Annotated in this window: 27 protein-coding genes; 15 read left to right on the forward strand and 12 right to left on the reverse strand. The window is 69.8% G+C overall.

The features are described 5' to 3' along the window. Positions 1–48: 48 nt before the first annotated feature. The 5 genes from ASE01_RS21580 to ASE01_RS21600 form a co-directional block, all read right to left on the reverse strand. Positions 49–381: a cupin domain-containing protein gene (locus ASE01_RS21580; RefSeq protein ID WP_056757581.1), complete on the reverse strand. Its 333-nt coding sequence runs from the start codon at positions 379–381 to the stop codon at positions 49–51. An 826-nt stretch (positions 382–1207) separates the two neighbouring features. Then, complete coding sequence (locus ASE01_RS21585; protein ID WP_235536144.1) at positions 1208–1792, reverse strand: class I SAM-dependent methyltransferase; 585 nt, start codon at positions 1790–1792, stop codon at positions 1208–1210. Between the two features lie 384 nt (positions 1793–2176). Next, positions 2177–3403 (reverse strand): Fic family protein, encoded by a 1227-nt coding sequence (locus ASE01_RS21590; protein ID WP_056757588.1) that lies wholly within the window; start codon positions 3401–3403, stop codon positions 2177–2179. A gap of 455 nt (positions 3404–3858) precedes the next feature. Further along, positions 3859–4326: a hypothetical protein gene (locus ASE01_RS21595; protein ID WP_056757591.1), complete on the reverse strand. Its 468-nt coding sequence runs from the start codon at positions 4324–4326 to the stop codon at positions 3859–3861. Then, positions 4323–4676, reverse strand: a complete 354-nt coding sequence (locus tag ASE01_RS21600; protein ID WP_082606299.1) for a GntR family transcriptional regulator — start codon at positions 4674–4676, stop codon at positions 4323–4325. Before ASE01_RS21600 ends, ASE01_RS21595 begins: the two co-directional genes overlap by 4 nt. A gap of 132 nt (positions 4677–4808) precedes the next feature. Here ASE01_RS21600 and ASE01_RS21605 point away from each other — a divergent pair, with 132 nt between their 5' ends. The 10 genes from ASE01_RS21605 (at position 4809) to ASE01_RS21650 (ending at position 13730) form a co-directional block, all read left to right on the forward strand. Then, positions 4809–5090 (forward strand): DUF427 domain-containing protein, encoded by a 282-nt coding sequence (locus ASE01_RS21605; RefSeq protein ID WP_082606300.1) that lies wholly within the window; start codon positions 4809–4811, stop codon positions 5088–5090. Positions 5091–5242: 152 nt separating this feature from the next. Then, entirely contained in the window at positions 5243–6070 is an 828-nt protein-coding gene (locus tag ASE01_RS21610) for an amidohydrolase family protein (protein WP_056757594.1), read from the forward strand. A gap of 59 nt (positions 6071–6129) precedes the next feature. Next, entirely contained in the window at positions 6130–6657 is a 528-nt protein-coding gene (locus ASE01_RS21615; protein ID WP_235536145.1) for an MSMEG_0572/Sll0783 family nitrogen starvation response protein, read from the forward strand. A 19-nt stretch (positions 6658–6676) separates the two neighbouring features. Further along, positions 6677–7759 carry an MSMEG_0568 family radical SAM protein gene (locus ASE01_RS21620; protein ID WP_056757597.1) on the forward strand — a complete coding sequence of 361 codons (1083 nt, stop codon included), beginning with the start codon at positions 6677–6679 and terminating at the stop codon, positions 7757–7759. A gap of 1 nt (position 7760) precedes the next feature. After that, entirely contained in the window at positions 7761–9188 is a 1428-nt protein-coding gene (locus ASE01_RS21625; RefSeq protein ID WP_056757600.1) for an MSMEG_0567/sll0787 family protein, read from the forward strand. Beyond that, positions 9188–10084 (forward strand): carbon-nitrogen hydrolase family protein, encoded by an 897-nt coding sequence (locus tag ASE01_RS21630; RefSeq protein ID WP_056757603.1) that lies wholly within the window; start codon positions 9188–9190, stop codon positions 10082–10084. Before ASE01_RS21625 ends, ASE01_RS21630 begins: the two co-directional genes overlap by 1 nt. Before the next feature lies 1 nt (position 10085). Continuing rightward, positions 10086–10382 carry an MSMEG_0570 family nitrogen starvation response protein gene (locus tag ASE01_RS21635; protein ID WP_235536171.1) on the forward strand — a complete coding sequence of 99 codons (297 nt, stop codon included), beginning with the start codon at positions 10086–10088 and terminating at the stop codon, positions 10380–10382. Next, entirely contained in the window at positions 10379–11728 is a 1350-nt protein-coding gene (locus tag ASE01_RS21640; protein WP_056757609.1) for an MSMEG_0569 family flavin-dependent oxidoreductase, read from the forward strand. The genes ASE01_RS21635 and ASE01_RS21640 overlap by 4 nt, the downstream gene beginning before the upstream one ends. Positions 11729–11749: 21 nt before the next feature. Beyond that, the gene (locus ASE01_RS21645) at positions 11750–12631 is read left to right on the forward strand and encodes a carbon-nitrogen hydrolase family protein (RefSeq protein ID WP_056757613.1); all 882 of its coding nucleotides are present in this window, start codon (positions 11750–11752) and stop codon (positions 12629–12631) included. A gap of 1 nt (position 12632) precedes the next feature. Next, positions 12633–13730, forward strand: a complete 1098-nt coding sequence (locus ASE01_RS21650; protein WP_056757616.1) for an MSMEG_0565 family glycosyltransferase — start codon at positions 12633–12635, stop codon at positions 13728–13730. Positions 13731–14054: 324 nt separating this feature from the next. On the opposite strand, the gene ASE01_RS21655 is transcribed toward ASE01_RS21650, so the two are convergent. Together ASE01_RS21655 and ASE01_RS21660 are read right to left on the reverse strand one after the other, a co-directional pair. Then, positions 14055–15812 carry a sensor histidine kinase gene (locus ASE01_RS21655; RefSeq protein ID WP_056757619.1) on the reverse strand — a complete coding sequence of 586 codons (1758 nt, stop codon included), beginning with the start codon at positions 15810–15812 and terminating at the stop codon, positions 14055–14057. After that, the gene (locus ASE01_RS21660; protein WP_056757622.1) at positions 15809–16456 is read right to left on the reverse strand and encodes a response regulator transcription factor; all 648 of its coding nucleotides are present in this window, start codon (positions 16454–16456) and stop codon (positions 15809–15811) included. The genes ASE01_RS21655 and ASE01_RS21660 overlap by 4 nt, the downstream gene beginning before the upstream one ends. A gap of 152 nt (positions 16457–16608) precedes the next feature. Here ASE01_RS21660 and ASE01_RS21665 point away from each other — a divergent pair, with 152 nt between their 5' ends. Continuing rightward, positions 16609–17001, forward strand: a complete 393-nt coding sequence (locus ASE01_RS21665; RefSeq protein ID WP_056757625.1) for a hypothetical protein — start codon at positions 16609–16611, stop codon at positions 16999–17001. Positions 17002–17048: 47 nt separating this feature from the next. Here ASE01_RS21665 and ASE01_RS24650 read toward each other — a convergent pair whose 3' ends face one another. Further along, positions 17049–17204 (reverse strand): hypothetical protein, encoded by a 156-nt coding sequence (locus ASE01_RS24650; protein ID WP_157537701.1) that lies wholly within the window; start codon positions 17202–17204, stop codon positions 17049–17051. A gap of 186 nt (positions 17205–17390) precedes the next feature. Between ASE01_RS24650 and ASE01_RS21670 the strand changes: the two genes are divergently transcribed. The 3 genes from ASE01_RS21670 to ASE01_RS21685 all read left to right on the forward strand — a co-directional run bounded on the left by ASE01_RS21670 (position 17391) and on the right by ASE01_RS21685 (position 21377). Next, entirely contained in the window at positions 17391–18959 is a 1569-nt protein-coding gene (locus ASE01_RS21670; RefSeq protein WP_056757627.1) for a peptide chain release factor 3, read from the forward strand. 97 nt (positions 18960–19056) lie between these two features. Further along, positions 19057–19563 (forward strand): DUF222 domain-containing protein (locus tag ASE01_RS25345; protein ID WP_235536146.1); only part of this gene is annotated, 507 nt, incomplete at its 3' end. A gap of 1391 nt (positions 19564–20954) precedes the next feature. After that, positions 20955–21377 carry a hypothetical protein gene (locus ASE01_RS21685; protein WP_056757642.1) on the forward strand — a complete coding sequence of 141 codons (423 nt, stop codon included), beginning with the start codon at positions 20955–20957 and terminating at the stop codon, positions 21375–21377. Positions 21378–21400: 23 nt separating this feature from the next. Here the strand turns inward: ASE01_RS21685 and ASE01_RS21690 are convergent, their stop codons facing one another. Together ASE01_RS21690 and ASE01_RS21695 are read right to left on the reverse strand one after the other, a co-directional pair. Further along, entirely contained in the window at positions 21401–21760 is a 360-nt protein-coding gene (locus ASE01_RS21690; RefSeq protein ID WP_056757645.1) for a hypothetical protein, read from the reverse strand. 224 nt (positions 21761–21984) lie between these two features. Next, positions 21985–22719: a hypothetical protein gene (locus ASE01_RS21695; RefSeq protein ID WP_200958953.1), complete on the reverse strand. Its 735-nt coding sequence runs from the start codon at positions 22717–22719 to the stop codon at positions 21985–21987. Positions 22720–23043: 324 nt separating this feature from the next. Between ASE01_RS21695 and ASE01_RS24660 the strand changes: the two genes are divergently transcribed. Then, on the forward strand, positions 23044–23433 hold the full coding sequence (locus tag ASE01_RS24660) for a hypothetical protein (RefSeq protein ID WP_157537707.1): 390 nt from the start codon (positions 23044–23046) through the stop codon (positions 23431–23433). A 507-nt stretch (positions 23434–23940) separates the two neighbouring features. Here the strand turns inward: ASE01_RS24660 and ASE01_RS21705 are convergent. Together ASE01_RS21705 and wrbA are read right to left on the reverse strand one after the other, a co-directional pair. After that, positions 23941–24354, reverse strand: a complete 414-nt coding sequence (locus ASE01_RS21705; protein WP_056757654.1) for a hypothetical protein — start codon at positions 24352–24354, stop codon at positions 23941–23943. 109 nt (positions 24355–24463) lie between these two features. Continuing rightward, positions 24464–25057: an NAD(P)H:quinone oxidoreductase gene (gene wrbA / locus ASE01_RS21710; protein WP_056757657.1), complete on the reverse strand. Its 594-nt coding sequence runs from the start codon at positions 25055–25057 to the stop codon at positions 24464–24466. Positions 25058–25074 lie beyond the last annotated feature (17 nt).

The raw sequence follows: 25074 nt of genomic DNA on the forward strand, positions 1-25074 counted from the left end.
CGGCAGAAGGGACCAAGGTCCTCCGTAATCAGGTCGTTCGCGGGCGCGTCAGACCTGCACCGCGACGGTCAGCAGCACCACCGAGTCCTCGGTGGTCTCGAGCGAGTGCCGCGCGTCGGGGATGACCACGAGGTCACCCGTGGTCGCGGCATGCCGGTCGGCCCCCGCGACCAGGGTCACCGCGCCGGCCAGCACCTGCAGCGTCGCCTCGCCCGGGCTCTCGTGCTCGTCGAGCCGCTGCCCCGACGCGAGCGCGATCAACGTCTGTCGCAGCCGGTGCTCGTGACCACCGTGGACGGTGTGCGCGCTGCGACCGCTCGAGGCCTCACGCGCGATGTCGAGGTGCTGACGGACCAGGTCCGAGAGTGACTCTGCCTGCATGTAACGACTCCTGGTGCGGCTCGCCGGGCACTTCCACCAGCACCATAGACCCCGCCGGAGGGCGTCAGGTCAGCTTGCCGTCGAGCACGCTCCATGCGTACGGCGTATTGCGGCTGGACATGCCCCGACTCGGACGGCTCAACCGGACGGCGGGCGGCGGGGTCACAAACACTGTCGGCGAGCTTCCAGACGTAGCCAGTGTTGGCCGTGGTTCTGCGTCCTGGTGAGGGCAGATTGAGGGCAACAGGAATCGTCAAGTGTCCTGCTCACGTCACTCGTCCGATGCCGTGCAGCACTTGCGCCTTGGCTGTGAAACGTCGTCCTATCGACTGGCGCCGCCGACCATCGCGGCGAATGCCCCGCTCTGACTTACCAAAACCTTCCCGGCCTGAGTGAGCAGCCCTACACTGACAGAATTGGCAGTCGTTCCAAACCCGGGGCACGCCGAGGGCCCATCAGCACGGCGACGTTGAGTGATGGTGATCGCGCGGACCGTCGCTCCGCGCAAACGTGACCAGCAGGACCTTGGCCGGCCCGGTTCCGGTCCATGTCGGACCGTGCTAGTTCGCATGATCGACCCCGCTCGCGAGGAAGCTGCGACGGAAGAGGCACGTCAGCGCGCCGAGGGGACGGGGGTATCGACGATGCAGCTGCACGGGCACCGACCGCCGTCACACTCCTCTCCCCCGACACCGAGGTCACGCGGGTGCACCAGACCAGCGCAATGGGTTCGTTCGTTCGCTGGGAACATCAGTGCTCCCGGGCCGGTCCGGACGCCACTGAGATAGCCGGATCCTCACTGAGGTGTCCGATGCGCGTAGCAGTTTCAGACGGGTCTCAGGAGCGCAACTAAGAACTCGGAGCCTTCGCTCCACGGACGCAGGTCCCACGTGGACAAGAGCAGCTCGGGCTCCAGCCCAACTTCGCGGGCGTCGGTCAGGAACGCAGAGAACTCGTAGTCACGGTCGGCCCCGAAGCCGATGACGACCCGTCCCTCAGCATGGACGTGACTTCTGAGGCGCCGCAGCACCTCGACGCGAGTGCTCGGCGCAAGAAACGTCATCACGTTTCCGGCACAGACGATGGCATCGAAGCGCTCGGACATACTGCGCGCCGGCAGGTCAAGCTCCGCCAGGTCCTCGACGATCCAGCGTGGGCCCGGGTGATCCTGGACCGCGGCCTCGATCAGCACCGGATCGACATCGACGCCGGTCACGTCATGCCCGAGTTGGGCCAGCTCTGCTCCCACGCGCCCAGGGCCGCAGCCCGCATCGAGGATGCGCGCCCCACGCGGCACCATCGCGTCGACCAGACGGGCCTCGCCAGCCAGGTCACGACCGGCCGCTGCCATCGAACGGAAGCGCTCGACGTACCAAGACGAGTGGTTCTGGTCCGCCGCAACCTTCCGCATCCAAGAACTCTGTTCCACCATGTCTGCATTGTGCCGTCCATGGCTCCGTCGCTGGCTTCGGACCTGCTTCTAAAGAACCGCCAGATTCTGTCCAATCTAGGCGGCTGTCCGACGCCAGCACTCCTGCGAGAAGGGCTAGTCTGTTACAAGCCCGGTACATAAGGCTGGGTACTCTCGACGTTTGCGCAGGTCAGCATGGGTGAGTCAGTCAGTATTACGACATCTGACAGACGTCCTCAGCCCGACGGGGCCCCTGACCTGCGCTTGTGCAGGACAGGGGCCCTTTTCGTTGGCAGGAGGTTCCGCTGAGATTGTCGTCGGCTCGCGGTCAGATCAAGCAGGTCTCCGGTCGCACGACCAAGGGCGGTGGCGGCGTCCTCGCCGTCAGTGACCGCGACGACCAACGCGCTCGGCGAAAACATCAAGTGCGTCGATGACGTCTTGTGCGATCCAGACGCGATTGCGCTGGTTGCCGTTGGTGCGCGTGATGATCTCAGCATCCTCCAACTGCTCGACCGCTCTTTGTGCTGCCGACAGGGCGACCCCCGTGACGGCCACGATGTACGCGACGTTGACGGCGGGCTGGTTCAGCAGGTGCGGAAGCAGGCGGCGTGCCGCTGACCCACGTCGCGCGGGGAGCTTCTCGCTCCAGTCCTCGTAGACCTGCTCCAGGTCGTCGACGAGAATCCGTCCGTTGCCGATGGCACGGAAGGAAGCATTGATGAACTGTCGGATGATCGCCTCGACGTACCCCTCGCGGTAGTCCGTCAGCGCGTGGAAGTAGGCCGACGTGTCGGTCAACAGGCCGGCAGAGACCGGGACCGTCAGCGTGCGGGTGACGCCTGAGCGGCGCAGCATCGCGTGGACGAGGGTCCGCCCGATGCGACCGTTGCCGTCGTTGAAGGGGTGGATCGTCTCGAACTGCGCGTGCGCGATGGCGACCTGGACCAGCACGGGCAGGTCGACGCGGTGGACGAAAGCAATGAGGTCATCGAGAGCGGCCGGAACCCGTGATTGATGCGGCGGCACGAAAGATGCCGTGTGCGGGCTCAGCGCGTTGCTGCCGATCCAGACCTGCTGGTCCCGGAGTCGGCCAGGAGCGGCATGGGCATGCTGGTCGAGCAACGCCTGGTGGGCGGCAAGGATCGTGTCGATGCTGATGTTGTCGGCCAACGCGACAGCGCGCCGCATGGCAGTGACGTTCGCCGTCACCAGTTGAGCGTTCGGCCCAGCCTTCGCATCGATGGCAGCCATCGCCAGCGTGCGAGCACCAGCGGTCACGCCCTCGATCTCTGACGACGATGCTGACTCGGTGCGCAGGAGCACTGACGCCAGCGGTGCGAGCTCGGTGGCCGCGTCGTCGCCTTCGCGGGCGGCACGACGTTCGGCGATCGCAGTGACCTCGGCATCGAAGCGGGTGATCTCGCGAACGGCGTCCTCGGCCTCAGCCTGGAGCGCGCCATCAACCTGGAGCTTGGATTCAGCGACAGCTACCGGCAGAGCCGCTTGATACGGGCCACGAGCCGAAAGCTGCTGGCGGCGCGAGACAGCGTGGTCGGGTTCGCGGTCCCAAGGATGGGTCTCCCAGGCGACAGCGAACTCGGGCTCCAACTCGCCTCGGGCCTGATTCACAGCCTGATCTTATACCACTTTATGAGAACAAGGTGGTGCAACGCGGCAGATCGCACCTCTCGGACCACGAAGCGTCCACTGCTCCCGTCGACCGGACCGGCCGGTCAGGGAAAGTTGCGCTGGCCGCACACCGCGCACGTCCACCAGAACAGGACAACACTTCCGCCCTCGTCGACGAGCTGCCGTGGCCCAGGGGTGTGGTCGACCACGACCTCGCAAGCGATGCACTCGACGGGCTTCACGTCCATGGCTGATGCTCTCGCGTTGTGGTCGGGCTGGCTGCGGTCGGTCGACCCGGCCTCGCACGGTTCTTCGTCACCATCGTCCGGGCGGATTTCGGGGACGGCCGAGCGTCGGGGCCGTGACCTGACTTCCGGGCCGCGGCGGTCTTTCCCACACGGACCGCTACCCCAGATCGAGGGATCCGGCAGCCGTCAGCCGACCTCGGCCCGGTTGGCCTCCAGCGCAGCCAACGCCGCGCGCGGATCGGGAACGGTGATGGTGACGGTGCGACCGCTGAGGAGCTGGAGCCGGAGCGCGGGACCCCGGCGTACGGTGCACACCGTCCGGGTGGGCGTCCACCAGAACCCGTAGCTCACGGAGTGCCAGGGAATGTCGACGACCCAGGCGTCCTGGATGTCGTCCAGGGCATAGCGCGCTCGGGGCCAGCCGAGGAAGCCCCAGTTCACGGCGACGCCCCGCGGGCCGCACGTGGCCCGGACGTCCGATGCGGTGATCACCTCCGCGAGGAAGCCGACGAGGGCCACCGCGAGGATCAGTGCGCCGAGACTCGGCGACGACCCGGACGAGAGGCCCATCCCCAACAGCGGGATCAACAACAGGCCGCTGATCACGACACTGAACCAGTTGGTCGCTCGACCGGTGTAGACGGTGGTGTTCAACGCATCTCCTTGATGAGGGTGACGACATCATCGGAGTCCAGCCCGTAGCGACGGGCGAGCTCGATGACCGACTGGACGGCTTCACGGATCGGTGCGAGGTCGCCGGTCGTCGCCGTGTCGGCGATACGGGCACCGCGCCCGCGGCGGAACTCGAGGACGCCCGTCTCGCGGAGCTGCCGGTAGGCGGCGAGGACGGTGTTGCGGTCGACCGCCAGTGCCCTCGCCAGCTCGGCAGCAGGCGGGAGCTGGTCGCCGACGGCCAGGTCCCCGCTGCGCACACCGCGTACGACGCAGGCCGCCACCTGGTCCTGCAGGCGCTGCGCCGCCGTGTGATCGATCCTCCACTCCATGGTGCTAATAGTACTAGCACCATAAGCCGTTGTCATCAGGGCGCTCACTCAACTCCTCGGACGCCCTTGTGCCGGAGTGGCACGCTCAAGAGGCACCCCGCTGCGGGCGCACCCGACCTGGAAGGAATCCCCATGAAGGCAATGTGGAACGGCGTCGTCGTCGCCGAGAGCGAGGACACCGTCGTCGTGGAGGGCAACCACTACTTCCCCCTCGACTCGCTGGATCGGTCACTCGTGCAGCCGTCGTCGACCCACACCATGTGCGGGTGGAAGGGCCAGGCGTCGTACCTCACCCTCGAGGTGGACGGGAAGACCAACGCAGACGCCGCGTGGTTCTACCCCGAGCCCCTCGCCGGCGCCGAGGAGGTCGCGGACCGCGTGGCGTTCTGGCGCGGCGTCCAGGTCACCGACTGACCCGGCGCGGCAGCGAGAGCGGACCCACTCCGCAGGTCCCCGACCCCTGATCGGTCGCATCGACAGCAGGTAACCGCGAACTTACCGACCGGGTAGCACTCCGTATTCCAGGCGCAACCATTCCGAAACAGCGCCCCGGTGAACTACTCGACATGAGCCAGGCCACCCACGACGCCCATCGCCACATCGGCGTCCTGCCGTCGTACGGCTTCTACGGCGGCCCGCCCATCAGTCCCGACACCACGGCCCGCGCGACGGTCCGGGAGTTCTTCGCCGACCTCGATGCCGAGCGGACCGAGCGGGCGCTCGTGCTGCCGAACTACGGCGTACCCGACCCCGACGTCGCCTTCGACCTCAACAACCTGGCCATCGAGGCAGCCCAGTCCGACGACCGGGTCCGCTGTGGGCTCTGGGTCTCCCCCAAGGCCTCCGACAGCGCCCGGAACGACAAGGCGCTCGGCCTCGCGGGCGAGGACGGCGTCGTTGCGCTCAAGACCAGCTTCCTTCTCGGGGGCTCGGTCGACGGTCCGGACTCCGTCGAGGAGCTCCACAAGATCTTCACCACGGCGGCCGAGAGGGACCTGGTCGTGCACGTGCACACCTCCCCCGGCGCCGCCTCCGACGTCGACCAGATCGGCAAGCTCGTCGAGCAGTACGGCGCCGACGCCCGCATCCACCTCGTCCACCTCGGCGGTGGGATGAGCGGGCACCTGAAGCTGATCGGCGGCCGGTTCTTCGACTGGATCGAGCGCGGCCTCAAGGTCTACACCGACACCAGCTGGGCGATCGGCTTCGCTCCCGCCTGGCTGTGCCAGGAGATCGAGCGCCGCGGGATCGGCCACGACCGCGTCCTGTTCGCCACCGACACCCCCTGGGGCGACCACGCCGGCGAGTACGCCCGCCTGGCCGCCGCCACCGACGACCCCGAGCTCATCGCCGCGCTCTTCCGGGGCAACTTCGAGGCCCTGTACGGGTCCTGACCGCACCACACCGCTGCACAGCCCCACACCGCATTGCCACCCACCAACGAGGAGCAACCGTGACCACTGACATCGACGCCCAGATCAAGGCCAACATGGAGGCCTCGACCGCCGAGATCCCGCACCCGTCCCAGCCCGCGGGAACCAACCTCTACGGCTCGACCAAGGTCTTCCCCGACTACCAGGCCGAGGAGGGCGAGACCTACTTCACCCTCGTGCACGGCATCCCGCACGAGTCCTCGGTCAGCTTCGTCGCGATCCTGCAGGCCACCCGCGCCCTCCGCAAGGGCTTCGAATCGGCCATCTACTTCTACGGCCCCGGCACCCTCGCCTGCATGTCGACCCGCGGATTCCCGACGGTCGGCGACGCCGGCTTCCCGGGCGAGCTCAACACCAACGGCTCGATCGAGACCTTCATCAAGGAGGGCGGGACGATCTACTGCTGCCGGTTCGGACTGGCCCTGCACGGCCTTCGCGAGGAGGACCTGATCGAGGGCGTCGTACCGACGCACCCGCTCGACGTCCAGGACGCCCTGATCCACTACGCCCGCAAGGGCGCCATCATCAACTCGACCTACCAGCTCTGAGCGCGGACGGGACCTGACGATGGCCGCGCCGACCGACCTCCAGAGCACCAGCGCCACCCGCGTGGACCTGGCCATCCAGGGCATCCGGCTCGCCGACGCGCCGGTCTCCCGCCGCGCGGGGGCCGGACCGAGCGACGACGGGCACCTCCTGCTCGACGGTGTCGGCGCGGCCATCCCCCTCAACCCCCGCAGCCCCTACACCGTCCAGGGCGGCAAGCTGCTGCTCGACGGAGCCGACACGGGCATGGGGGTCGAGACCATCACCCGCCCCCGCTTCTACGACCTGGCGACGGCGGACGGCGTCCCGTACGAGCAGATCGCCCGGCTCCACTCCGCGCGGGTCCTCGCCACGACCGTCGTCCAGACCTGCGTGCGCTACGACGAGGCCGAGCGCTGTCGCTTCTGCGCGATCGAGGAGTCCCTGCGCCAGGGCAGCACCATCGCGGTGAAGAGTCCCGCACAGATCGCCGAGGTCGCCCAGGCCGCCCACGACCTCGACGGCATCACCCAGATGGTGATGACGACCGGCACGTCCAACGGCCGCGACCGCGGCGCCGTCCACCTCGCTCGTTGCGTCCGCGCGGTCCGCGAGGTGCTGCCCGACCTGGCGATCCAGGTGCAGTGCGAGCCACCGGGCGACCTGTCCGTCATCCAGGACCTGTACGACGCCGGAGCCCGGTCGATCGGCATCCACGTCGAGTCGCTGGACGACACGGTCCGACGGCACTGGATGCCGGGCAAGGGCTCGGTGCCGATGGCCGAGTACCGCGAGGCATGGGCCGAGGCGGTGCGGGTGTTCGGCTGGAACGAGGTCTCCACCTATCTCCTCGTCGGTCTCGGCGAGGACGCCGACGAGATGATCGCCGGCGCCGAGGAGCTCATCGCGATGGGCGTCTACCCGTTCGTCGTCCCGTTCCGGCCGTTGGCCGGCACCCTGGCCACCGACGTCGACCGGGTGCCTGCGCCCGACCCACGGACCGTCGCCAAGGTCACCACCCGAGTGGCGGCCGCACTACGTCGTGCCGGGATGCTCGGCAGCGCCCAGTCCGCCGGATGTGCCGCCTGCGGCGCCTGCTCGGCCCTGTCCTGCGAAGGAGCCTGACATGGGTCTCGACGTCTCGGTCCTCACCGGCCGTGCCCGGCACGCAGCTCCCGACCGGCTCCTCGATCCGTCGTACGTCGTCGTGGAGGCGGATCCCGCCGGGCTGCTCGCCTACCGGCGTCTCCGCAGGGACGTCTTCGTCCGCGAGCAGGGACTCTTCGTCGACGACGACGCCGACCTCGTGGACGACGACCCGCGAACTGTCGTGCTCGTTGCCCGAGCCACGGACGGCGAGGTCCTCGGTGGCGTCCGGCTGCATCCCGCTCCCGGCCCGGACGGCGCCCCTCCGGCACGAGACCTCGGTTGGTGGCGCGGCAGCAGGCTGGCCGTCGCGACCGACGCCCGGTTGCACCTCGGTGTCGGGGCGGCCCTCGTCCGGGCGGCGTGCGCCCGGGCCGAGGCCGAGGGTGCGCTGCGCTTCGACGCCGAGGTCCAGGCCCAGCACCGACGCCTGTTCGAGCGGCTCGGCTGGGTCGTCCGCAGCGAGCGGCTCCTGCACGGCCACCCGCACCTCGTCGTCGACTTCCCGATCACCCGGGTCCAGCGGCTCGCCGATGCGACCAAGTCCGCATTGGGCGGGCTCCTCTCGGAGCTCGCCGCCGGCGTGCCCGGAGGCTTCGTGGGCGACGATGCTGCGCCGGTGCCGGGCAGCGACCTCGTCGCGGCCTGCGACGCGATCCTGCCGTCGATGGTCGAGCGTGACCCCGAGTGGGCCGGGTGGTGCAGCGTGCTGGTCAACCTCAACGACCTGGCCGCGATGGGCGCCGCCCCCGTGGGCCTGCTCGACGCCGTCGGTGCTCGTGACGCCTCCTTCGCCCGACGGATCCTGCGCGGCCTCACCGATGCGGCTGCCGCCTGGGGGGTGCCGGTCCTCGGCGGACACACCCAGCTCGGCGTGCCGGGCCAGCTCGCGGTGACCGCGATCGGCCGTACGGCGCAGCCGGTCCCGGGCGGCGGCGGAGCACCCGGGCACGCGCTGCGCCTCACCGCCGACCTCGGCGGCGGGTGGCGCCCGGGCTACACGGGTGCGCAGTGGGACTCGACCTCCCACCGCAGCCCCGCCGAGCTGCGCGCCCAGGCGGGCGTCGTACCTGCCCTGCGACCGAGCGCGGCCAAGGACGTCAGCATGAGCGGCCTGGTCGGCAGCACGGGGATGCTGGCCGAGGCCAGCGGCTGCCGGGCGGTGCTCGACGTCGCTTCCGTGCCGACGCCCGTCGCGGCATCGACCGCCGACTGGTTCACCTGCTTCCCCGGCTTCGCCATCATCTCGGCCGAGACCGGCCCCGGTCGTCTCGACGACCTGCCCGCCCACCTGACCACCGCCGTCTGCGGCGAGCTCGAGCCGGGGCACGGCGTCGGGCTGCGCTGGCCCGACGGCGTGGTCACCGACGCCATCACACACACCGTCACCGGAATGGGGACTGCCTGATGACCTCCACCCACCATCGCTCGGCCGTGGCCGCTGCGTGCGCAGGCTTCGGTCGCGACGTCGCGGAGAACCTCGACCAGATCACCGCCCTCGTGGAGCAGGCCAGGGCGCGCGATGTCGGTCTGCTGGCGCTCCCCGAAGCCTGCCTCGGCGGCTACCTGTCCGCCCTCGGCGCAGGCCGCGACGGCAGTCACGACGAGCAACCCGAGGACCTGCCTCCGGTGATGGACATCGCTGGGCCCGAGCTGCGTCGCGTCGCCGAGATCGCCGGCGAGATGACCCTCGTCGTCGGGCTCTGCGAGTCCGACGGAACCGACCGCTACAACACGGCCGCGATCGTCTCCGGCGACGGCGTCCTCGGCATCCATCGCAAGGTCCACCAGCCCCTCGGCGAGTCGCTGTTCTACGCCGCGGGCAACGAGTTCGGGTGCGCGGACACGCCGGTCGGCCGCGTCGGGGCCCTCATCTGCTACGACAAGGCCTTCCCCGAGGCGGCCCGCGCCCTCGCCGTCGACGGCGCGGAGGTCATCGCGTGCATCTCGGCCTGGCCGGCCTCCCGCACCGCCACCGCGACCTCGATCGCCGACGACCGGTGGACCCACCGGTTCAACCTCTTCGACGCCGCCCGTGCGCTGGAGAACCAGGTCGTGTGGCTCGCGGCCAACCAGCACGGCACCTTCGGCAGGCTCCGCTTCGTCGCCAACGCCAAGGTCGTCGGTCCCGGTGGCGACGTCCTGGCCACCACCGGGACGGACGCGGGTCTGGCCGTGGCGACCATCGACGTGCCGAGCGCGCTCGAGACCGCCCGGCGAGCGATGTTCCACCTCGGCGACCGCCGCCCCGACGCGTACACCGCCGTGACCGACCTGCCGCTCCGGGAGGCCGTCGGTGCCTGAGATGACCTTCACCGTGCGCTGGCCCGACGGACGCGAGGTGCACCACTACTCGCCCTCGCTCGTCGTCCACGACCACCTGGACCAGGGCGCGAGCTACTGCGTCCACGAGTTCCGGTCCCGGTCAGCGACCGCCCTGGGCATCGCGAGCGACCGGGTGCGTGCCCGGTTCGGCTTCGCCTGCACCTCCGCCGCGGCCAGCCTCGAACAGATCGACGCCCTCGCCGCTTCGTACCCACCAGACGCCGAGGTGAGAGTCCTGCGCCTCCACCCGCCCCTTCCCCAGGAGACCTCCGCATGAGCAGTCCCCTCGCCCAGCGCCCCGTCCAGCGCACCACTGTCGTCGTCGTCGGCGGCGGTCACGCCGGGCTGTCCACCAGCTGGTTCCTGGTCCGCGACGGCGTCGACCACGTCGTCCTCGAGGCCGGTACGGCGACCCATGAGTGGGCCGACACCCGCTGGGACAACTTCACGCTGGTCACACCCAACTGGCACTGCCGGCTCCCCGGCTACGAGTACGACGGGCCCGACCCCGACGGCTTCATGACCCGGGACCAGGTCGTGGAGTGGCTGGCCGGCTACGCCCCCACCTTCGGGCCACCTCTGCGCGAGCACACCCGGGTGACGTCCCTGACCGAGCTGGCCGACGGCGGGTTCCGCCTGGAGGCGGCCGGCCCCGACGGCGCGGAGGTCTGGGAGGCCGAGCACGTCGTGGTCGCCACCGGTGGCTACCACCTCCCGATCGTCCCGGCGTGGGCCCCGGCGATCGACCCGTCGATCCGCCAGCTCCACTCCGCGGACTACAGGAACGCCGCCCAGCTGCCCGAGGGCTCCGTCCTGGTCGTCGGCTCCGGGCAGTCCGGGGCGCAGATCGCCGAGGACCTGCACCTCGAGGGTCGCCAGGTCCACCTGGCTCTGGGCGACGCGCCTCGCGTGGCCCGCTTCCACCGGGGACGCGACTGCATGACGTGGCTGGCCGAGATGGGTCTGTACGACACGGGCGTGACCCAGTACCCCGGCGGCCTCGCGGCACGCGAGAAGACCAACCACTACGTGACCGGGCGCGACGGCGGGCGCGACATCGACCTCCGTCAGTTCGCCCGCGAGGGCATGCGGCTCCACGGGCTGCTGGACTCCGGCGCCGGCACCGAGCTGACCTTCCTCCCGACCCTGCGCCAGGCGCTCGACAGTGCCGACGACACCTACCGCTCGATCTGCCGCGACATCGACCGCCACATCGAGGCGGGGGGCATCGATGCGCCACCGGCCGCGCCGTACACGCCGGTGTGGGAGCCCGAGGACGAGACGACCACGCTGGACCTCGCGTCGGCGGGCATCGGCACCGTCATCTGGGCGATCGGCTACCGACCCGACTACCGATGGGTGCACGCCGGCGTCTTCGACGGCGGCGGGCGACCCACGCACACCCGTGGTGAGACGGGCCTCGCCGGCCTCCACTTCCTGGGACTCCCCTGGCTGCACACCTGGGGCTCGGGGCGCTTCGTGGGCATCGCAGCCGACGCCGAGCACGTGACGGGCCGGATCACCGGGCGCGCGGCCGGGCACGTCGTGACCGAGCCGGCCGCCGAGCTGGCGCGTCGCCGCTCCCCCGGCCCGGTCACGGCGACCGTGGCGCTGGTCGGCTGAGACGCCACTAGGTTGACCTCCGTGGGAGTCCTGCGCATCGGCGCCGTTGCGGCGCACTTCGGACGCGACCTCCACCGCGCGCTCGCGAAGATCGAGGGCATCGTGGCCGATGCACGCGCCGCGGGGGTCGATCTGCTCGTGCTCCCCGACGCCACCCTCGGCGGCTACCTGTCCGACCTGCGCCGACCCGACCCGAGCGCGCTGCCGCCCGGTCTGTCGGAGGACTCGTGGGAGATCCAGCGCATCGCCGCGCTCGCCGGCGACATGGTGATCTGCTTCGGCTACACCGAGGACGCCGTGCTCGACGGTGAGCCGAGGCTGTTCAACACCGCGCTCGCGGTCACGGGCAGCGGTGTCCTCGGCCGGCACCGCAAGGTGCACCAGCCCGCCGGCGAGTCGCTCGTGTACGACGCCGGCGACACCTTCGCCGCGTTCGACTCCCCCGTCGGCAGGCTCGGACTGCTCATCGACTACGACAAGACCTTCCCCGAGGCCGCACGGACGCTCGCCCTGGACGGTGCCACCGTGCTGGCGTGCCTGTCGGCCTGGCCGGCGTCGGTCACCGACCGCGCGTCGCGCCTCCCGCAGGACCGCCAGTCGCGCCTCTTCGACCTCTACGACTGTGCGCGTGCGGCCGAGAACCAGGTGGTCTGGGCATCCTCCAACCAGACCGGCGTGATGGGCGGTCTCCGTTTCCTCGGCCAGGCGAAGGTCGTCGGCCCCGGAGGCGACATCCTGGCGCGCACGTCGTCCAAGGGCGGGCTCGCCGTCGCGGAGATCGACGTGGAGACGGAGGTGGCCAGGGCCCGCCGCGTGCTGCACCACCTGCGCGAGCGCACCCCGTCGGCCTACCGGGCGCTGCAGGCCGCCGACGACACCGAGCGCAACCAGGGGACGGACTGAGATGCGGATCGCCCTGCTCACCTACTCGACCAAGCCCCGCGGCGGTGTCGTGCACACCCTGGCGCTCGCCGAGGCACTCGCCGCGCTCGGCGAGCAGGTCGACGTGTGGACTCTCGGTCGCGACGGCGACACCACCTTCTTCCGACCGGTCGACCCCCGCGTCGGCGTACGTGCCGTGCCCTTTCCGGCGGTGGACGGCGAGGACGTCGGCGCACGGATCGTGCGCTCCATCGCAGTGCTGCGGGCGGCGTTCGGGGCCGAGCGGGCGGCGTACGACGTCGTGCACGCCCAGGACTGCATCAGCGCCAACGCAGCCCTGCCGTGCCTGCGCACCATCCATCACCTCGACCAGTTCACGACCCCCGAGCTGGCCGCCTGCCACGAGCGGGCCGTGGTCGAGCCGATCGGGAGGATCTGCGTCTCGGAGGCAGTCGCCGCCGAGGTCGAGCAGGGCTGGGGGCTGAGGCCGACGGTGATCCCCAACGGCGTCGATGCCGACCGGTTCGCCGCGGCGTCCGGGGACCTCGTCGGCCGGGCCCGGTGGCGCGAGCGCATCGGCGGACGCTACGTGCTCGCGCTCGGCGGGATCGAGCCCCGCAAGGGCAGCATCGACCTGCTGGAGGCCCACGCCGAGCTGGTCTGCCGTGAACCCTCGCTGGCCGACGTCCGACTGGTGTTCGGTGGCGGCGAGACGCTCTTCGACTACCGCGCCTACCGCGCGGACTTCGAGGAACGCGCCGCTGCCCTCGACACCGCCCCCGTGGTGCTGGGTCCCGTCCCGGACGACGACCTGCCGGCGCTGGTGGCCGAGGCGTCCGCGCTCGGATTCGTGTCGACCAAGGAAGGCTTCGGGCTCGCCGCGATGGAGGCCCTCGCCGCCGGTGTCCCGGTCATCGCTCGCGACCTGCCGGTGCTGCGGGAGGTGTTCGGTGACGCGGTGCACTTCGCCGGGGACGTGCCCGGCATCGCGCGCGTGCTGACAGGAGTCCTGGTCACGCGACCCGACCCCGCCCCCGGACGTGCCCTCGCCGCGTCGTACACGTGGTCGGCCGCAGCCCGCGCCCACCGCAACCTGTACGCCGACCGGCTCAGGTCGTGACGACCGGCTTTGCCGGCGTACGTCCCGTCCTCCAGGCCGCGGTGCCCCTAGTCCGGCGGCTCCGACCACCCGAAGCGCTCGGCTCCGGGATCGTCGGCACGCGCAGGCGCACCGACCGTCTGGAGCTCATCGATGGGCAGGACCGCCGACTCGATCGAGTCGAAGATTCCCCGCGCCCGGTCGGGCGTGCATGGTGACGCGTTCACTGGGGCTCCCCGAAGGTGGATGCCGATGCCCGAGAGGGCGCCGCCGGAGGCTCGACGGCCTTCAGCCAGTACCCGCTCGAGCCCATCCCAGACTGCCCGGAGCCCATCGCGTCCGGAGTCAACCGGCGGGCAGCGGGATCGTGGCTTCGACCAGTCCCCCGGCGGGCCCCGCATCAGCTCGCAGCGTGCCGCCGACCTGGTCGGAGCGCACTCTCATCGAGGTGATGCCGACGCCCGGCGACCACGACTCGCTGGACGTGCCGTCGTCGCGCACGGCGACCACGAGCACCCCGTCCCGGGTGTCCAACGAGACCGAGGCGCGGGTCGCCCCCGCGTGCTTGGCGACGTTGGTCAGTGCCTCGACCACGATGCGGTAGGTGGCCACCTCGGTCGCCGCCGACAGCGTGGGCAGCGCGGGCGGCACCGCCATGGTGACCGTCAACGGCGTGCCGGAGGCAGAGTGCAGGGTCACGGCGTGCTGCTGGATGGCCCCGAGGAGGCCGAGCTCGTCCAGGGCAGGCGGCCGCAGGCCCTCGACGAGCCGTCGGATCTCCGCGATCGCGCCCGCGGTGTCGGCGCGCAGCCGGACGAGGAGCTCCTCAGCCAGGTCCGGGTTGCCACGCAGCTGGTTGCGAGCGGCATCGGTGGCGAAGGCCACTCCGCTCAGCGTCGGACCGAGACCGTCGTGCAGGTCCCGCCTCAGCCGCAGGCGCTCCTCCTCCACCGCGGCGACCACGGCCTCGCGCGACTGCTGCAGCTCACGGCTCAGCGCGCGGGCCCGCAGTGTCTGGGCGAGCAGCGGCGCGACGATCCGGAGCACGTGCTCATCGGCCGAGGACAGCCGGAGGTCGCCGGCACGCAGTCCCACGACGACCTCACCGACCTCGTCGTCGCCGAGCCGCAGCGGCAGCACCCGGGTGTGGGTGACCTCCGACCCCGACGACGCGAGCACCGCACCGCCGGCACGGAGGCTGGCGAAGGGCAGCACCAGGGCCTCCCGGAGGGCGTCCAGCGCCAATGTCGGGTCGTCCCCGATCCGGTCCACCAGCGATGTCGCTGCCGCCAACGGGTCCGGCCTGTCGCCGAACAGGAGCTGGTCCACCACCCCACGCAGGAGCACCTGCAGGGGGCGGACGCCGAAGGCGAGCAACGCACACAGGACGATCGCAGGTGTCGCGGCGAGCGGCTTGCCGCTGAGCTCCCCGATCGCCGAGGAGACGGCGGCGGCGACAGCGACCAGGGTCGTGAACACGGTCGCGGTCACCACGGCTCGGGTGACGAGCCCACGCACGTCGACCACATCGGGACGGACGGCGCCGACCACCATCGCCACCGGACCCGCCACGAAGCAGGCCAGGCAGACCGCAGAGAGTCCCGTCGCGGTCCCCCGCTCCAGGGACTCACCCCAGAAGGCGAGGAACGCGGCGAACAGGGCGGCACCCGACCAGGCCAGGGCGCTCCACGTCAGCGCCCGACGCTCCTCCACCTCGCCGCGCTCGAAGGCCCACCACACGTGCAGCAGCAACGCCCCGACGACCACATATCCCGCGACCGCGAACGCCGTCTCCCACACCGCGCCCGACAGGCCCGCGGTGACGACGACGGCCGCGAGGACTCCCGAGAAGGGATCGCGCCAGTCGTGGCGCGGGTAGGTCAGGAAGGCCACGGGCAGGAACAGGCATCCAGCCAGCCGGAAGAGGACGGGTACGCCGCCCTCGAGGTCCAGCAGCACCGCCGCGACGCCCAGCAGCAGGAGCGCGCCCGCCAGCAGCAGCGAGGCGGCGGACAGCCGCGAGCGACCGGTCTGCCAGATGAACCACCCGGCACCGGCCGCCGCGACACCGACCGCCATGGTGGCACCGAGGACCGCGGTCACGAGCCGCCCAGCCCGTCCTGCCGTGCCCGCACGATCGCCGCGGACCGGTCGGCGACGGCGAGCTTCACGAAGATCGACGAGATGTGGTTGGCGACCGTCTTGGGCGCGAGGGACAGCTCTTCGGCGATCGTCGCGTTGCGCTTGCCCGCCGCCACCAGGTCGAGGACCTCGCGCTCGCGCGCGGTGAGCTCGGGAAACGCCTCCGCGGCCGCTGGAGGAGGAGACGCGAAGTAGCCGAGCACGCGCTGGGCGACTCCCGGGCTGAAGATCGCCTCGCCGGCGACCACCGCCCGGATGGCACGGTCGATCTCGGTCTGGTCCGCTCCCTTGAGCAGGTAGCCCTGCGCTCCCGCGCGCATGGCGCCGAAGACGGTGTCGTCGTCGTCGAACATCGTCAGCACGAGCACGGCGACTCCGGTGCTCGTCGCCCGGATGCGGCGGGTGGCCTCGAGCCCGTCGATGCCCGGCATCCGGATGTCCATCAGCACGACGTCGGGCCTGCTGAGCTGGACCTCGCGCACCGCGCCCTCCCCGTCGACCGCCTGGCCGACGACCTCGTAGCCGACCAACGACTCGAGGAGCGCCCGCAGGCCACCGAGCACCACAGGATGGTCGTCCACCAGGACGACACGGATCGGCTCCATGGACCCATCGTCGCGCCTCCAGCCGATCCTGACCCGGGAACCAGCACCTAGGCGGACCGGGAGATCTCCCGCAGGATGGGGACCGTGCGCCGATGCCGGCAGGACCCCCGCGGGCGACCGTGGTGACATCAGCATCCACCGAAGGAGTCACCATGAGCACCACCACCGCACAGGACACGGCCGCCTCGACCCGCTGGAGCCGGAAGAACAAGGTCGGCCTCGGCCTGGCGATCGCGTACGCCGTCGTCAACATCCCCAGTGCCGCGATCCCCGCCCCGGACGGCGAGGAGGGGCCGCCGCTGGCGATCCTCGTCGTCTGCTCGGTCCTCGGGGTCGTCGCCCTCGTGGCCGCCGTCGTCGCCTGGCGCAGGGGCAGCCGCCCTGCCGCACGGCTCTCGGCCGCCAGCCTGGTCGTCGTCACCGTGACCGCCCTGCCGGCCTTCTTCGTCGACGTACCCGCCGGCATCAAGGTGATGGTCGCGGCGAGCGTGCTGCTCACCGTCGCCATCGTCGTGCTGATGTTCTCGCCCTCGGACCGCGACTGACCGAGGAGCCGGTGGACCGGACCGGTCGACGCCTGGTCAGCGCCGGGTCAGCGCCGGTCGCCGTGCTCCTCGTGGTTGCAGCGCGGGCACACGAGTCGCGCCGGACGGCCGGGCTCGTCGCCGCCCGGGAGCTCTACGTGGTCCATCGCGGAGCCGCACTCCGGACACGTGTCGTCAGGTCTCGGTTCGGTCGGGGAAACCATCCGTCGATGGTACGTCGGCCTCCTTGCGCCCGGTGGCACGATCGAGTCGTGCCCCACCGCGGGGAACGGCAGGGCTCTGGGACGGCCACCTCGTCCTGCGCCACGGCGACCCGGGGGCCGAGCTCCGAGGCCGCGTGGCATGCGCGCATTCCGCGCGCGCGGGTCCACGCCGGTAGATTTCGGCCAGTGCCCGACACCCGCCCCCGGCGTACCTTCGCCGTCATCAGCCACCCCGACGCCGGCAAGTCCACGCTGACCGAGGCGCTCGCCCTCCACGCGCGCGTGATCACCGAGGCCGGAGCGGTCCACGGCAAGGGTGACCGTCGCGCCACGGTGTCGGACTGGATGGCGATGGAGAAGGCCCGCGGCATCTCGATCACGTCCGCCGCGCTGCAGTTCGTCTACCGCGACCACGTCATCAACCTCGTCGACACCCCCGGCCACAGCGACTTCTCCGAGGACACCTACCGGGTGCTCTCCGCGGTCGACTCGGCCGTGATGCTGGTCGACGCCGCGAAGGGCCTCGAGCCGCAGACCCTCAAGCTCTTCCGGGTCTGCGCGCTGCGCGGCATCCCGGTGATCACCGTCATCAACAAGTGGGACCGGCCCGGGCTGTCTGCGCTCGGCCTGATGGACGTCATCCACGAGAAGATCAAGCTCCGCCCCACTCCCCTCACCTGGCCGGTCGGCGAGGCGGGCGACTTCCGCGGCGTCCTGGACCGTCGTACCGGAGAGTTCGTGAAGTACACCCGCACGGCAGGCGGCGCGACTCGCGCGCCCGAGCGCCGGATGGGCGCGGACGACGTCGACGAGGCCGACGCGCTGGTGTGGTCGCACGCGGTCGAGGAGCACGAGCTGCTCTCCCTCGACGAGGCTGACCACGACCAGGAGCGCTTCCTGGCCGGTGAGACCACGCCGGTCATGTTCGCCTCCGCGCTGCAGAACTTCGGTGTCGCCCAGCTGCTCGACCTCCTCCTCGACCTCGCCCCGGAGCCGCACGCCACCCCCGGCGTCGACGGGTCGGTGCGCGAGACCGAGGACGACTTCAGCGCCTTCGTCTTCAAGGTGCAGTCGGGCATGAACAACGCCCACCGCGACCGGCTGGCCTATGCACGCATCGTCTCCGGGTCCTTCGAGCGCGGCATGATCGTCACCCACGCAGCGACCGGACGACCCTTCGCGACCAAGTTCGCGCAGGCCGTCTTCGGCCGGGAGACGACGTCGGTCGAGACCGCCGAGCCCGGCGACATCATCGGCTTCGTCAACGCGCAGGCCCTGCGCGTCGGCGACACCGTGTACGTCGGCGACGCGATCGAGTACCCGCCAGTGCCGTCGTTCGCGCCCGAGCACTTCATGGCCGCCTCCGCTGGCGACATCAGCCGCTACAAGCAGTTCCGCAAGGGCATCGAGCAGCTGGACCAGGAGGGCGTGGTGCAGGTGCTGCGCTCGGACCTCCGCGGTGACCAGAGCCCGGTGCTCGCGGCCGTTGGTCCGATGCAGTTCGAGGTCGTCGAGGACCGGATGACCAACGAATTCAACTCGCCGATCCGCTTCTCGCGCCTCGACTACCAGGTCGCCCGCCGTACCGACGCCGCCGGCGCATCGGCCCTCGCCGGTGTCCGCGGCGTCGAGGTGCTGCAGCGCAGCGACGGCACCCACCTGGCCCTGTTCACGGACCGCTGGCGCGCCCAGTACGTCGCCAAGGAGAACCCCGACGTGATGCTCGAGGAGCTTCCCGCCGGCGGCAGCAGCTGATCACATCGGGAGGCAGCGCGACCGGTGTCGGGAGTTTTCTCCACAGCCCTGTCCGCACTGAGGCCTTTCCGTCGGACCCACCTGGTCCAATACTCGTATGAACACGCCGGTGCTCGAGCAGATGACCAGGACCGACGTCCTGGACTACGCCGAGTCCGAGCACGCCCACCGTTTGCAGGCTGAGCGCAACCTCATGGCGGCCGCGTACCAGTGGGCGATGCTGCACCACCCCGACAGGTCTGCGTCGGTCTCGAAACGAGCCCGCGACCGCTCGATGCCGGCAGGCGCGGCCGGTACGCCGCTGGTCACCGAGTACGCCGCCTCAGCCTTCGCGGCACGCATCCAGACCAGCCCGTACGGGGCGAAGAAACTCATCGCGGACGCCGTCGACATCCACCACCGCCTCCCCCGACTCGCTGCGGGCTTGAAGGCAGGGACCACCCGGGCCGGGCACGCCCGCCGCGTCGCCGAAGCCACCCGGGAGCTCACCGAAGCCCAAGCCGCGTGGGTCGACGCCGAGGTCCACGAGATCACCGACGGGCGCCTGGCGTGGTCCCGGTTCCTCGCGGTCCTGGACGGCAAGGTCGCCGCCGCCTCACCCGAGNGTCGACATCCACCACCGCCTCCCCCGACTCGCGGCGGGGGTGAAGGCAGGGACCACCCGGTCCGGGCACGCCCGCCGCGTCGCGGAAGCGACCCGGGAGCTCACCGAAGCCCAAGCCGCGTGGGTCGACGCCGAGGTCCACGAGATCACCGACGGGCGCCTGGCGTGGTCCCGGTTCCTCGCGGTCCTGGACGGCAAGGTCGCCGCCGCCTCACCCGAGGTCGCCCAGACCAAAGAGCGTGCCGCGGCGTTGGAGCGCGGGATCCGGATGACCAGGATCAACAAGCACGGTGTCGCGACCCTGACCATCCGCGACCACATCACGACCCTGATGGCCACCGACATCGCGATCACCGCAGTCGCGAAGGAACTTGAGGCCCGGATGCCTGCGGTTGATCTGCGTGACCGCAAGCTCGCCGCGTTTGCGATGCTCACCAACCCCGAGGCGCATCTCGACCTCGCAGTCGGGCCGATCAAGCCGAAGGTCAGGATCGACCTGCACCTGACTCCCGACTCCGAGATCGCCCGCATGGAGGACCACGGACCCGTCACCGTCGCGTGGGCGAGGCAGATGATCGCCCACGTCGCCGGGGCCGTGACTGTCCTGCCGGTGATCAACCTCGCCAACCAGGCACCCGTCGACGCCTACGAGATCCCCAACGCGATGCGCCAAGCAGTGCACCTCATCCACGGCGGCGACATCTTCCCCTACGCACCGAACACCACCCGTCGGGTCGACCTCGACCACAACCTCCCCTACTCCGAAGGCGGGAAGACCGAGCCCGGGAACCTCGGACCGATGACCCGCACCCACNCACCACCCGTCGGGTCGACCTCGACCACAACCTCCCCTACTCCGAAGGCGGGAAGACCGAGCCCGGGAACCTCGGACCGATGACCCGCACCCACCACCGCATCAAGACACACCACCACGAAGACGGCCAACGCTGGGAGTGTCGACAACCCTTCCCCGGGATCATCCTCTGGCGAGATCCCCACGGGGCCCACTACCTGGTCGACAACACCGGAACCCGCAAGCTCACGACACCAGCCCGTGAGCCATTCCGACCACGCCCCGACATCTACTNGGTGGGAGTGTCGACAACCCTTCCCCGGGATCATCCTCTGGCGAGATCCCCACGGGGCCCACTACCTGGTCGACAACACCGGAACCCGCAAGCTCACGACACCAGCCCGTGAGCCATTCCGACCACGCCCCGACATTTACTTCACCGATGTCGAGCTGGTCCACGACGCCGCCTGACAGCACCCAGATTCACACCGCCGATCCGCCCGGATCCGCCTGCGGGCGGAACGCTCAGCCGCAGCGGGCTGACAGACTGGAGCGGAGCCGAAGATGTGCGCGTCACGCGTTAGAGCATGATGTGCGCGTGAGGCGCGTGCGTGTGAGTGCGGTACAGGTAGTCATGTCGGCTCTCGTGGCGATCTCAGCGACAAGCTGCAGCGGCGGCGAAGTCATCTCTGCGGGTGAGGCAATGGTCCTCGTGTCGGAAGACCGAGGGGGTGCTGGGATGGCGTCGGCCGGAGGCGGGCGCCTGGAACTGCTCGGAGGTTGCCTGGGGGCAGACGGAGCGGTCGTGGTCTGGCCGCACGGCACCGAGGTCGCCGACGAGGACCCACTCTCAATCCGCATTCCGGACAACGGCATTTTCGACCTAGGCGATCAAGTGGAGTTCGGAGGTGGGTTCGTCCTCGAGCACTCCTCTGACGAGGTCGAGCCGGGGCCCTACGAGGTTGCCGGGGTCACGGTCCCTGCGGAGTGCGCCAAGTACGACGTCTTCCTCGCGTATTGACGTCGAGCGCACGCGCAGCAGACTTACGGAACGACTCGACGCCGAGCCGGATCAATCGCCAGCAGGAGGAAGAAAGCTAGGGCCATCCAGGCGACGATGAACACCGAAGCGAAGACGGCGCCCATCATCACGCCGAAACCGGTGGAGCCTGAGCCGATCGTCAACGCCACCGCCGCGACTCCATACGCCACAAGCCAAGCGACCGCGAGAACCGGCCTCGTCCTAGAGCGCCGCAATGCGAGCGCCGCGCTTGTGGCTACGACGTAGGCCAGGCTCAACAAGAAGAAGATCTGACTGCTCGCAAAGGTGAACGCTGCAACTGCTAACACTGCAAACCCGCCTGTGATGATGAGGGCTCCCATCTTCTTCTCGTCGACAGCCACGAGTGTCCCTCCCTTCAATGACCGACTTGCGTTCGCTCACCAGTCTATTCGGAGGCAGCGCTTCACTACCTGACGGGCTGAGCGACCGCCCAGCCCGGCGAGCCCCTACGAACGCACTCATCTGCCGCTGTCAGAGTTGCGCGCTCAACCGTGCCGCGCTGGCGGCGTTGAGTCCGAGCGCTTATGCAGCCACAGGGCGCCGCGCGGCTTAGGTCCTCTGTCGTTCAGCTACTGAGCAGCGCGGAGCGAAGGCGGCGCAACCACGACTCGGCCAGAGCGGGCTCCCCGGCCATCGCGTTAGCAATGCGCTGGCGACCGTCTCGGCCCCGGCCGTACGCGACGATTGCGACGGCCTCTGCCAAGGCGGTCCGAGTGCGCTCGTCTCGTCCTGGACCACCTTGCTCAGCGAGCCACCAGCTTGGCGCCCACGAACGTGTCAGCTTGACTTGGTGGTCACCGAAGTAGCTCCAGACCTGCGGCTCAAGACTGACACTGAGCACAGACCTCGCGGGCAACTCGGACGTCCAGAGCTGTTGCTGAGCCCACCGAACCGTGTTCGGGCTGGTCTTCTTGCGAGACGTCACGCCGACGAATCGAACCTTGGTCCTCGCCACGCTCCACGGCGCGCGGTCCTCGGCGACCCAATCGCGGATCAACTCGTACAGATCACCGAACGTTCCTCCGGTATGAGCGACATCGACGAAGGTAAGCGGGCTGGATCGGCGCACGAGCGCCATCGGCGTGCACCCCGCCGCCTCAAGAACGCCTCGGGCGACCTGCAGTTCCGACGCCGTAAGCGTCCTCCGTGAACGTCCCGCCCAATCGCGCGCGAAAGAAAGAGGAACCCGGTAGAGCGCCGGCGCATCTTGAACAGCACTGAGCGCACCGCTAAGGAGGTCATACATCGAGTCCAGACTGCGGCCGATGAAGACCAGATCGCCGTTCCCGCTACGCGCCACGACCTGACCGGAGCAACGCGCCAACTCAGGCCCGAAAGGCAGCGGCGGCTCGGGCACTCCCTCGAGCAGAGATCCCAGTTGATCCGGCGTGACGAGATCCCAACGGAACGGAACTCCTGTCACCGCGCACCAAGTCCTCTGACCAACATCCCAGGATTCTATGGTTGAAGTTGCCGCACTCGTGCTTGGCAGAACAGAGCAAATAGCCCGACCATGCCGCTGTCGGAGCGGAACGTCCCACCACGCCGAGGTACGGGCGGAGCGCCGACCTCGATGTCGCCGAAGGCCCAGCGAGGGAACCCCCGGCATGGTTCGCTACGTCAAGTGAGCATGATCAGATTTCTGGGGTCGGTGCTGGGTGTCGCTCTGTCAGGCCTCGTGCTGGTTGCTTGCTCCGCTGGCGCATCGGAACCGAACCCAGCACGCGCGGCCTCCGCATCGCCTGCGGATCACCCGGCTTCCACCAGCATCACCGTCCAAGTGAACCACTGCTTCGTCGAAACGCTGACCTTCGACGGCGAGCGCTGGAACGTGCCCTTCCGAGCTCAGTTCGGCAACGGCGGTTCCATGCCGACCGGGTGGGAAGGACGCGGGATGATCGAGCGAGTCAGCGAGGCGGAAGCCATGTACAGGGACAACGGCGGCACAACTTTGGTCTTCAGGCTCGCGGACGACCCATCCGTGAGGGAGGTCGACTCGGCCGTCTGCATGTAGGGCTCACCGTGCGGCGCGGGAGTTGGCCAGACGCCTGCTCATATGCCGCGTGGAGCGAGACGTCCGACCATGCATGACAAACTCGGCTGGTGCCCTTCGACGTCGAGCGAGCCCGGGATGACGTGGTGGGCGAGGTGTTCGGTGCACAGGCTGACGTAGTTCGCGACCCGATCCCGACTGGCCGGACTTTCACCGCCCTCTGCGCCGATCTGCCAACGGTGCCCGCGCGGCCGGCATCTGGGCCTCCGACGACTTATTTGTCGATCAGTTCCTCGACTTGGATCTGTCGATCTCGCTCTGGGAGTACCTCCGAGGCAACGGACAGGTGGAGTTCGCGCGCCGTCGGTCCCTGCGCCCGCCTGCGCCTGTGCTGACCATCGAGGACAGGCACTCGTGGCAGATCGGACGGCAGGTTAGCTCGTTGCGCTTTTGACGACTCCCGACCATGCTGCGTTGAAGGCATCCACCCTCGCCTAGATCTGCCACCTCAGGCAAAGGGGATCCCAATCAAGTCGACCTCTGCAGCTCGCGAACCCGTCGCCCGAGGTCGCGAAGCATGATGAGATCCGCACCCCCGACGTCGAAAACCTCCGCCGGATCCGCGCCGTTCAACCACTTGGCCACCTCCGCCGGGTGAACATGATCGCCCCACAACTCTCTCGCATCCACCCGGTCGGAGATGTTGCGATCGCCGTCGTCCTTGGACCAGCCGAAGCCACCCTCAGCGGTGTCGTAGAGCAGCCAGGTCGGAGCGGCGGCACTCTCCGTCATGCAAACGCAGAACCAGACGGCCCGATCGGCGACTGCTCGACCTCGCTGGACCGGCACCTCTTCGGCACGCTCGGAGGCCTCCGAGAGGATCGCCTCGACGACCGCTACCGACAATTTCTCCGACAGTGGCGAATCACGGCGCCCAAGCATGGACGAACCGTACCGTCGGAGTCTCTCGCAGCGCTCTGGCCGGGCATTGAGGAGGGACAGGCAGCGATAGCGGTAGGCAGCCCTGACGGTCGGTCAATGTCCACCGAGTTCAGGACGTCAGGCTGCCAGCGACCTTCAGCACCCGCGTGACCAAGTGGTCCAGCGCGGCGTTGGCCGAGTCGTCGAGGTCCCCTGAACCGTCGGTGACCACCCCGACGCCGTACGGGTTGCCGTCGTCGAACTTGAGCTGATCGGTGTAGCCGGGAGGGACGATGATCCCGCCGAGGTGGCAGAACGTCGTGTGCATCGCGAGGATCGTCGACTCCTGACCGCCGTGCTTCGTGGAGGTCGAGGTGAAGGCCGAGTAGACCTTGTCGGCGAGCTTGCCCTCCTGCCAGAGCGGGCCGAGGGTGTCGATGAAGGCCTGCAGCTGACTGGTGATGTGGCCGTAGCGGGTGCCGGATCCCATGATCACGGCATCGGCCCACGCGAGGTCGTCCGGCTCGGCGACGGGCTGGTCGGCCACCGAGGCGGCGTGCGCCGCCCAGGCGTCCACCCCCTGCACGACCTCGTCGGGAGCGGTCTCGCGGACCCGACGCAGTCGCACGTCGGCGCCCTGGCTCTCAGCCGTTGCGGCCAGGCGGGAGGCCATCGCGTGCGCGGTGCCATAGCTGGAGTAGTAGACGATTGCCAGATTGACCATGGGTCCGACGCAACCAC

Source organism: Nocardioides sp. Root190 (assembly GCF_001428565.1).
In the GTDB taxonomy this organism is placed as follows: Bacteria; Actinomycetota; Actinomycetes; order Propionibacteriales; family Nocardioidaceae; genus Nocardioides.

What these genes read in the sequence shown, in the direction of transcription:
- wrbA (WP_056757657.1), bottom strand. Translation starts at nt 25,057, where the DNA reads ATGGTCAATCTGGCAATCGTCTACTACTCCAGCTATGGCACCGCGCAC.
- ASE01_RS21660 (WP_056757622.1), bottom strand. Translation starts at nt 16,456, where the DNA reads ATGGAGCCGATCCGTGTCGTCCTGGTGGACGACCATCCTGTGGTGCTC.
- ASE01_RS21625 (WP_056757600.1), top strand. Translation starts at nt 7,761, where the DNA reads ATGGGTCTCGACGTCTCGGTCCTCACCGGCCGTGCCCGGCACGCAGCT.
- ASE01_RS21610 (WP_056757594.1), top strand. Translation starts at nt 5,243, where the DNA reads ATGAGCCAGGCCACCCACGACGCCCATCGCCACATCGGCGTCCTGCCG.
- ASE01_RS21635 (WP_235536171.1), top strand. Translation starts at nt 10,086, where the DNA reads ATGACCTTCACCGTGCGCTGGCCCGACGGACGCGAGGTGCACCACTAC.
- ASE01_RS21600 (WP_082606299.1), bottom strand. Translation starts at nt 4,676, where the DNA reads ATGGAGTGGAGGATCGATCACACGGCGGCGCAGCGCCTGCAGGACCAG.
- ASE01_RS21630 (WP_056757603.1), top strand. Translation starts at nt 9,188, where the DNA reads ATGACCTCCACCCACCATCGCTCGGCCGTGGCCGCTGCGTGCGCAGGC.
- ASE01_RS21620 (WP_056757597.1), top strand. Translation starts at nt 6,677, where the DNA reads ATGGCCGCGCCGACCGACCTCCAGAGCACCAGCGCCACCCGCGTGGAC.
- ASE01_RS21640 (WP_056757609.1), top strand. Translation starts at nt 10,379, where the DNA reads ATGAGCAGTCCCCTCGCCCAGCGCCCCGTCCAGCGCACCACTGTCGTC.
- ASE01_RS21705 (WP_056757654.1), bottom strand. Translation starts at nt 24,354, where the DNA reads ATGCTTGGGCGCCGTGATTCGCCACTGTCGGAGAAATTGTCGGTAGCG.
- ASE01_RS21665 (WP_056757625.1), top strand. Translation starts at nt 16,609, where the DNA reads ATGAGCACCACCACCGCACAGGACACGGCCGCCTCGACCCGCTGGAGC.
- ASE01_RS21650 (WP_056757616.1), top strand. Translation starts at nt 12,633, where the DNA reads ATGCGGATCGCCCTGCTCACCTACTCGACCAAGCCCCGCGGCGGTGTC.
- ASE01_RS21580 (WP_056757581.1), bottom strand. Translation starts at nt 381, where the DNA reads ATGCAGGCAGAGTCACTCTCGGACCTGGTCCGTCAGCACCTCGACATC.
- ASE01_RS24650 (WP_157537701.1), bottom strand. Translation starts at nt 17,204, where the DNA reads ATGGTTTCCCCGACCGAACCGAGACCTGACGACACGTGTCCGGAGTGC.
- ASE01_RS21605 (WP_082606300.1), top strand. Translation starts at nt 4,809, where the DNA reads ATGAAGGCAATGTGGAACGGCGTCGTCGTCGCCGAGAGCGAGGACACC.
- ASE01_RS21585 (WP_235536144.1), bottom strand. Translation starts at nt 1,792, where the DNA reads ATGCGGAAGGTTGCGGCGGACCAGAACCACTCGTCTTGGTACGTCGAG.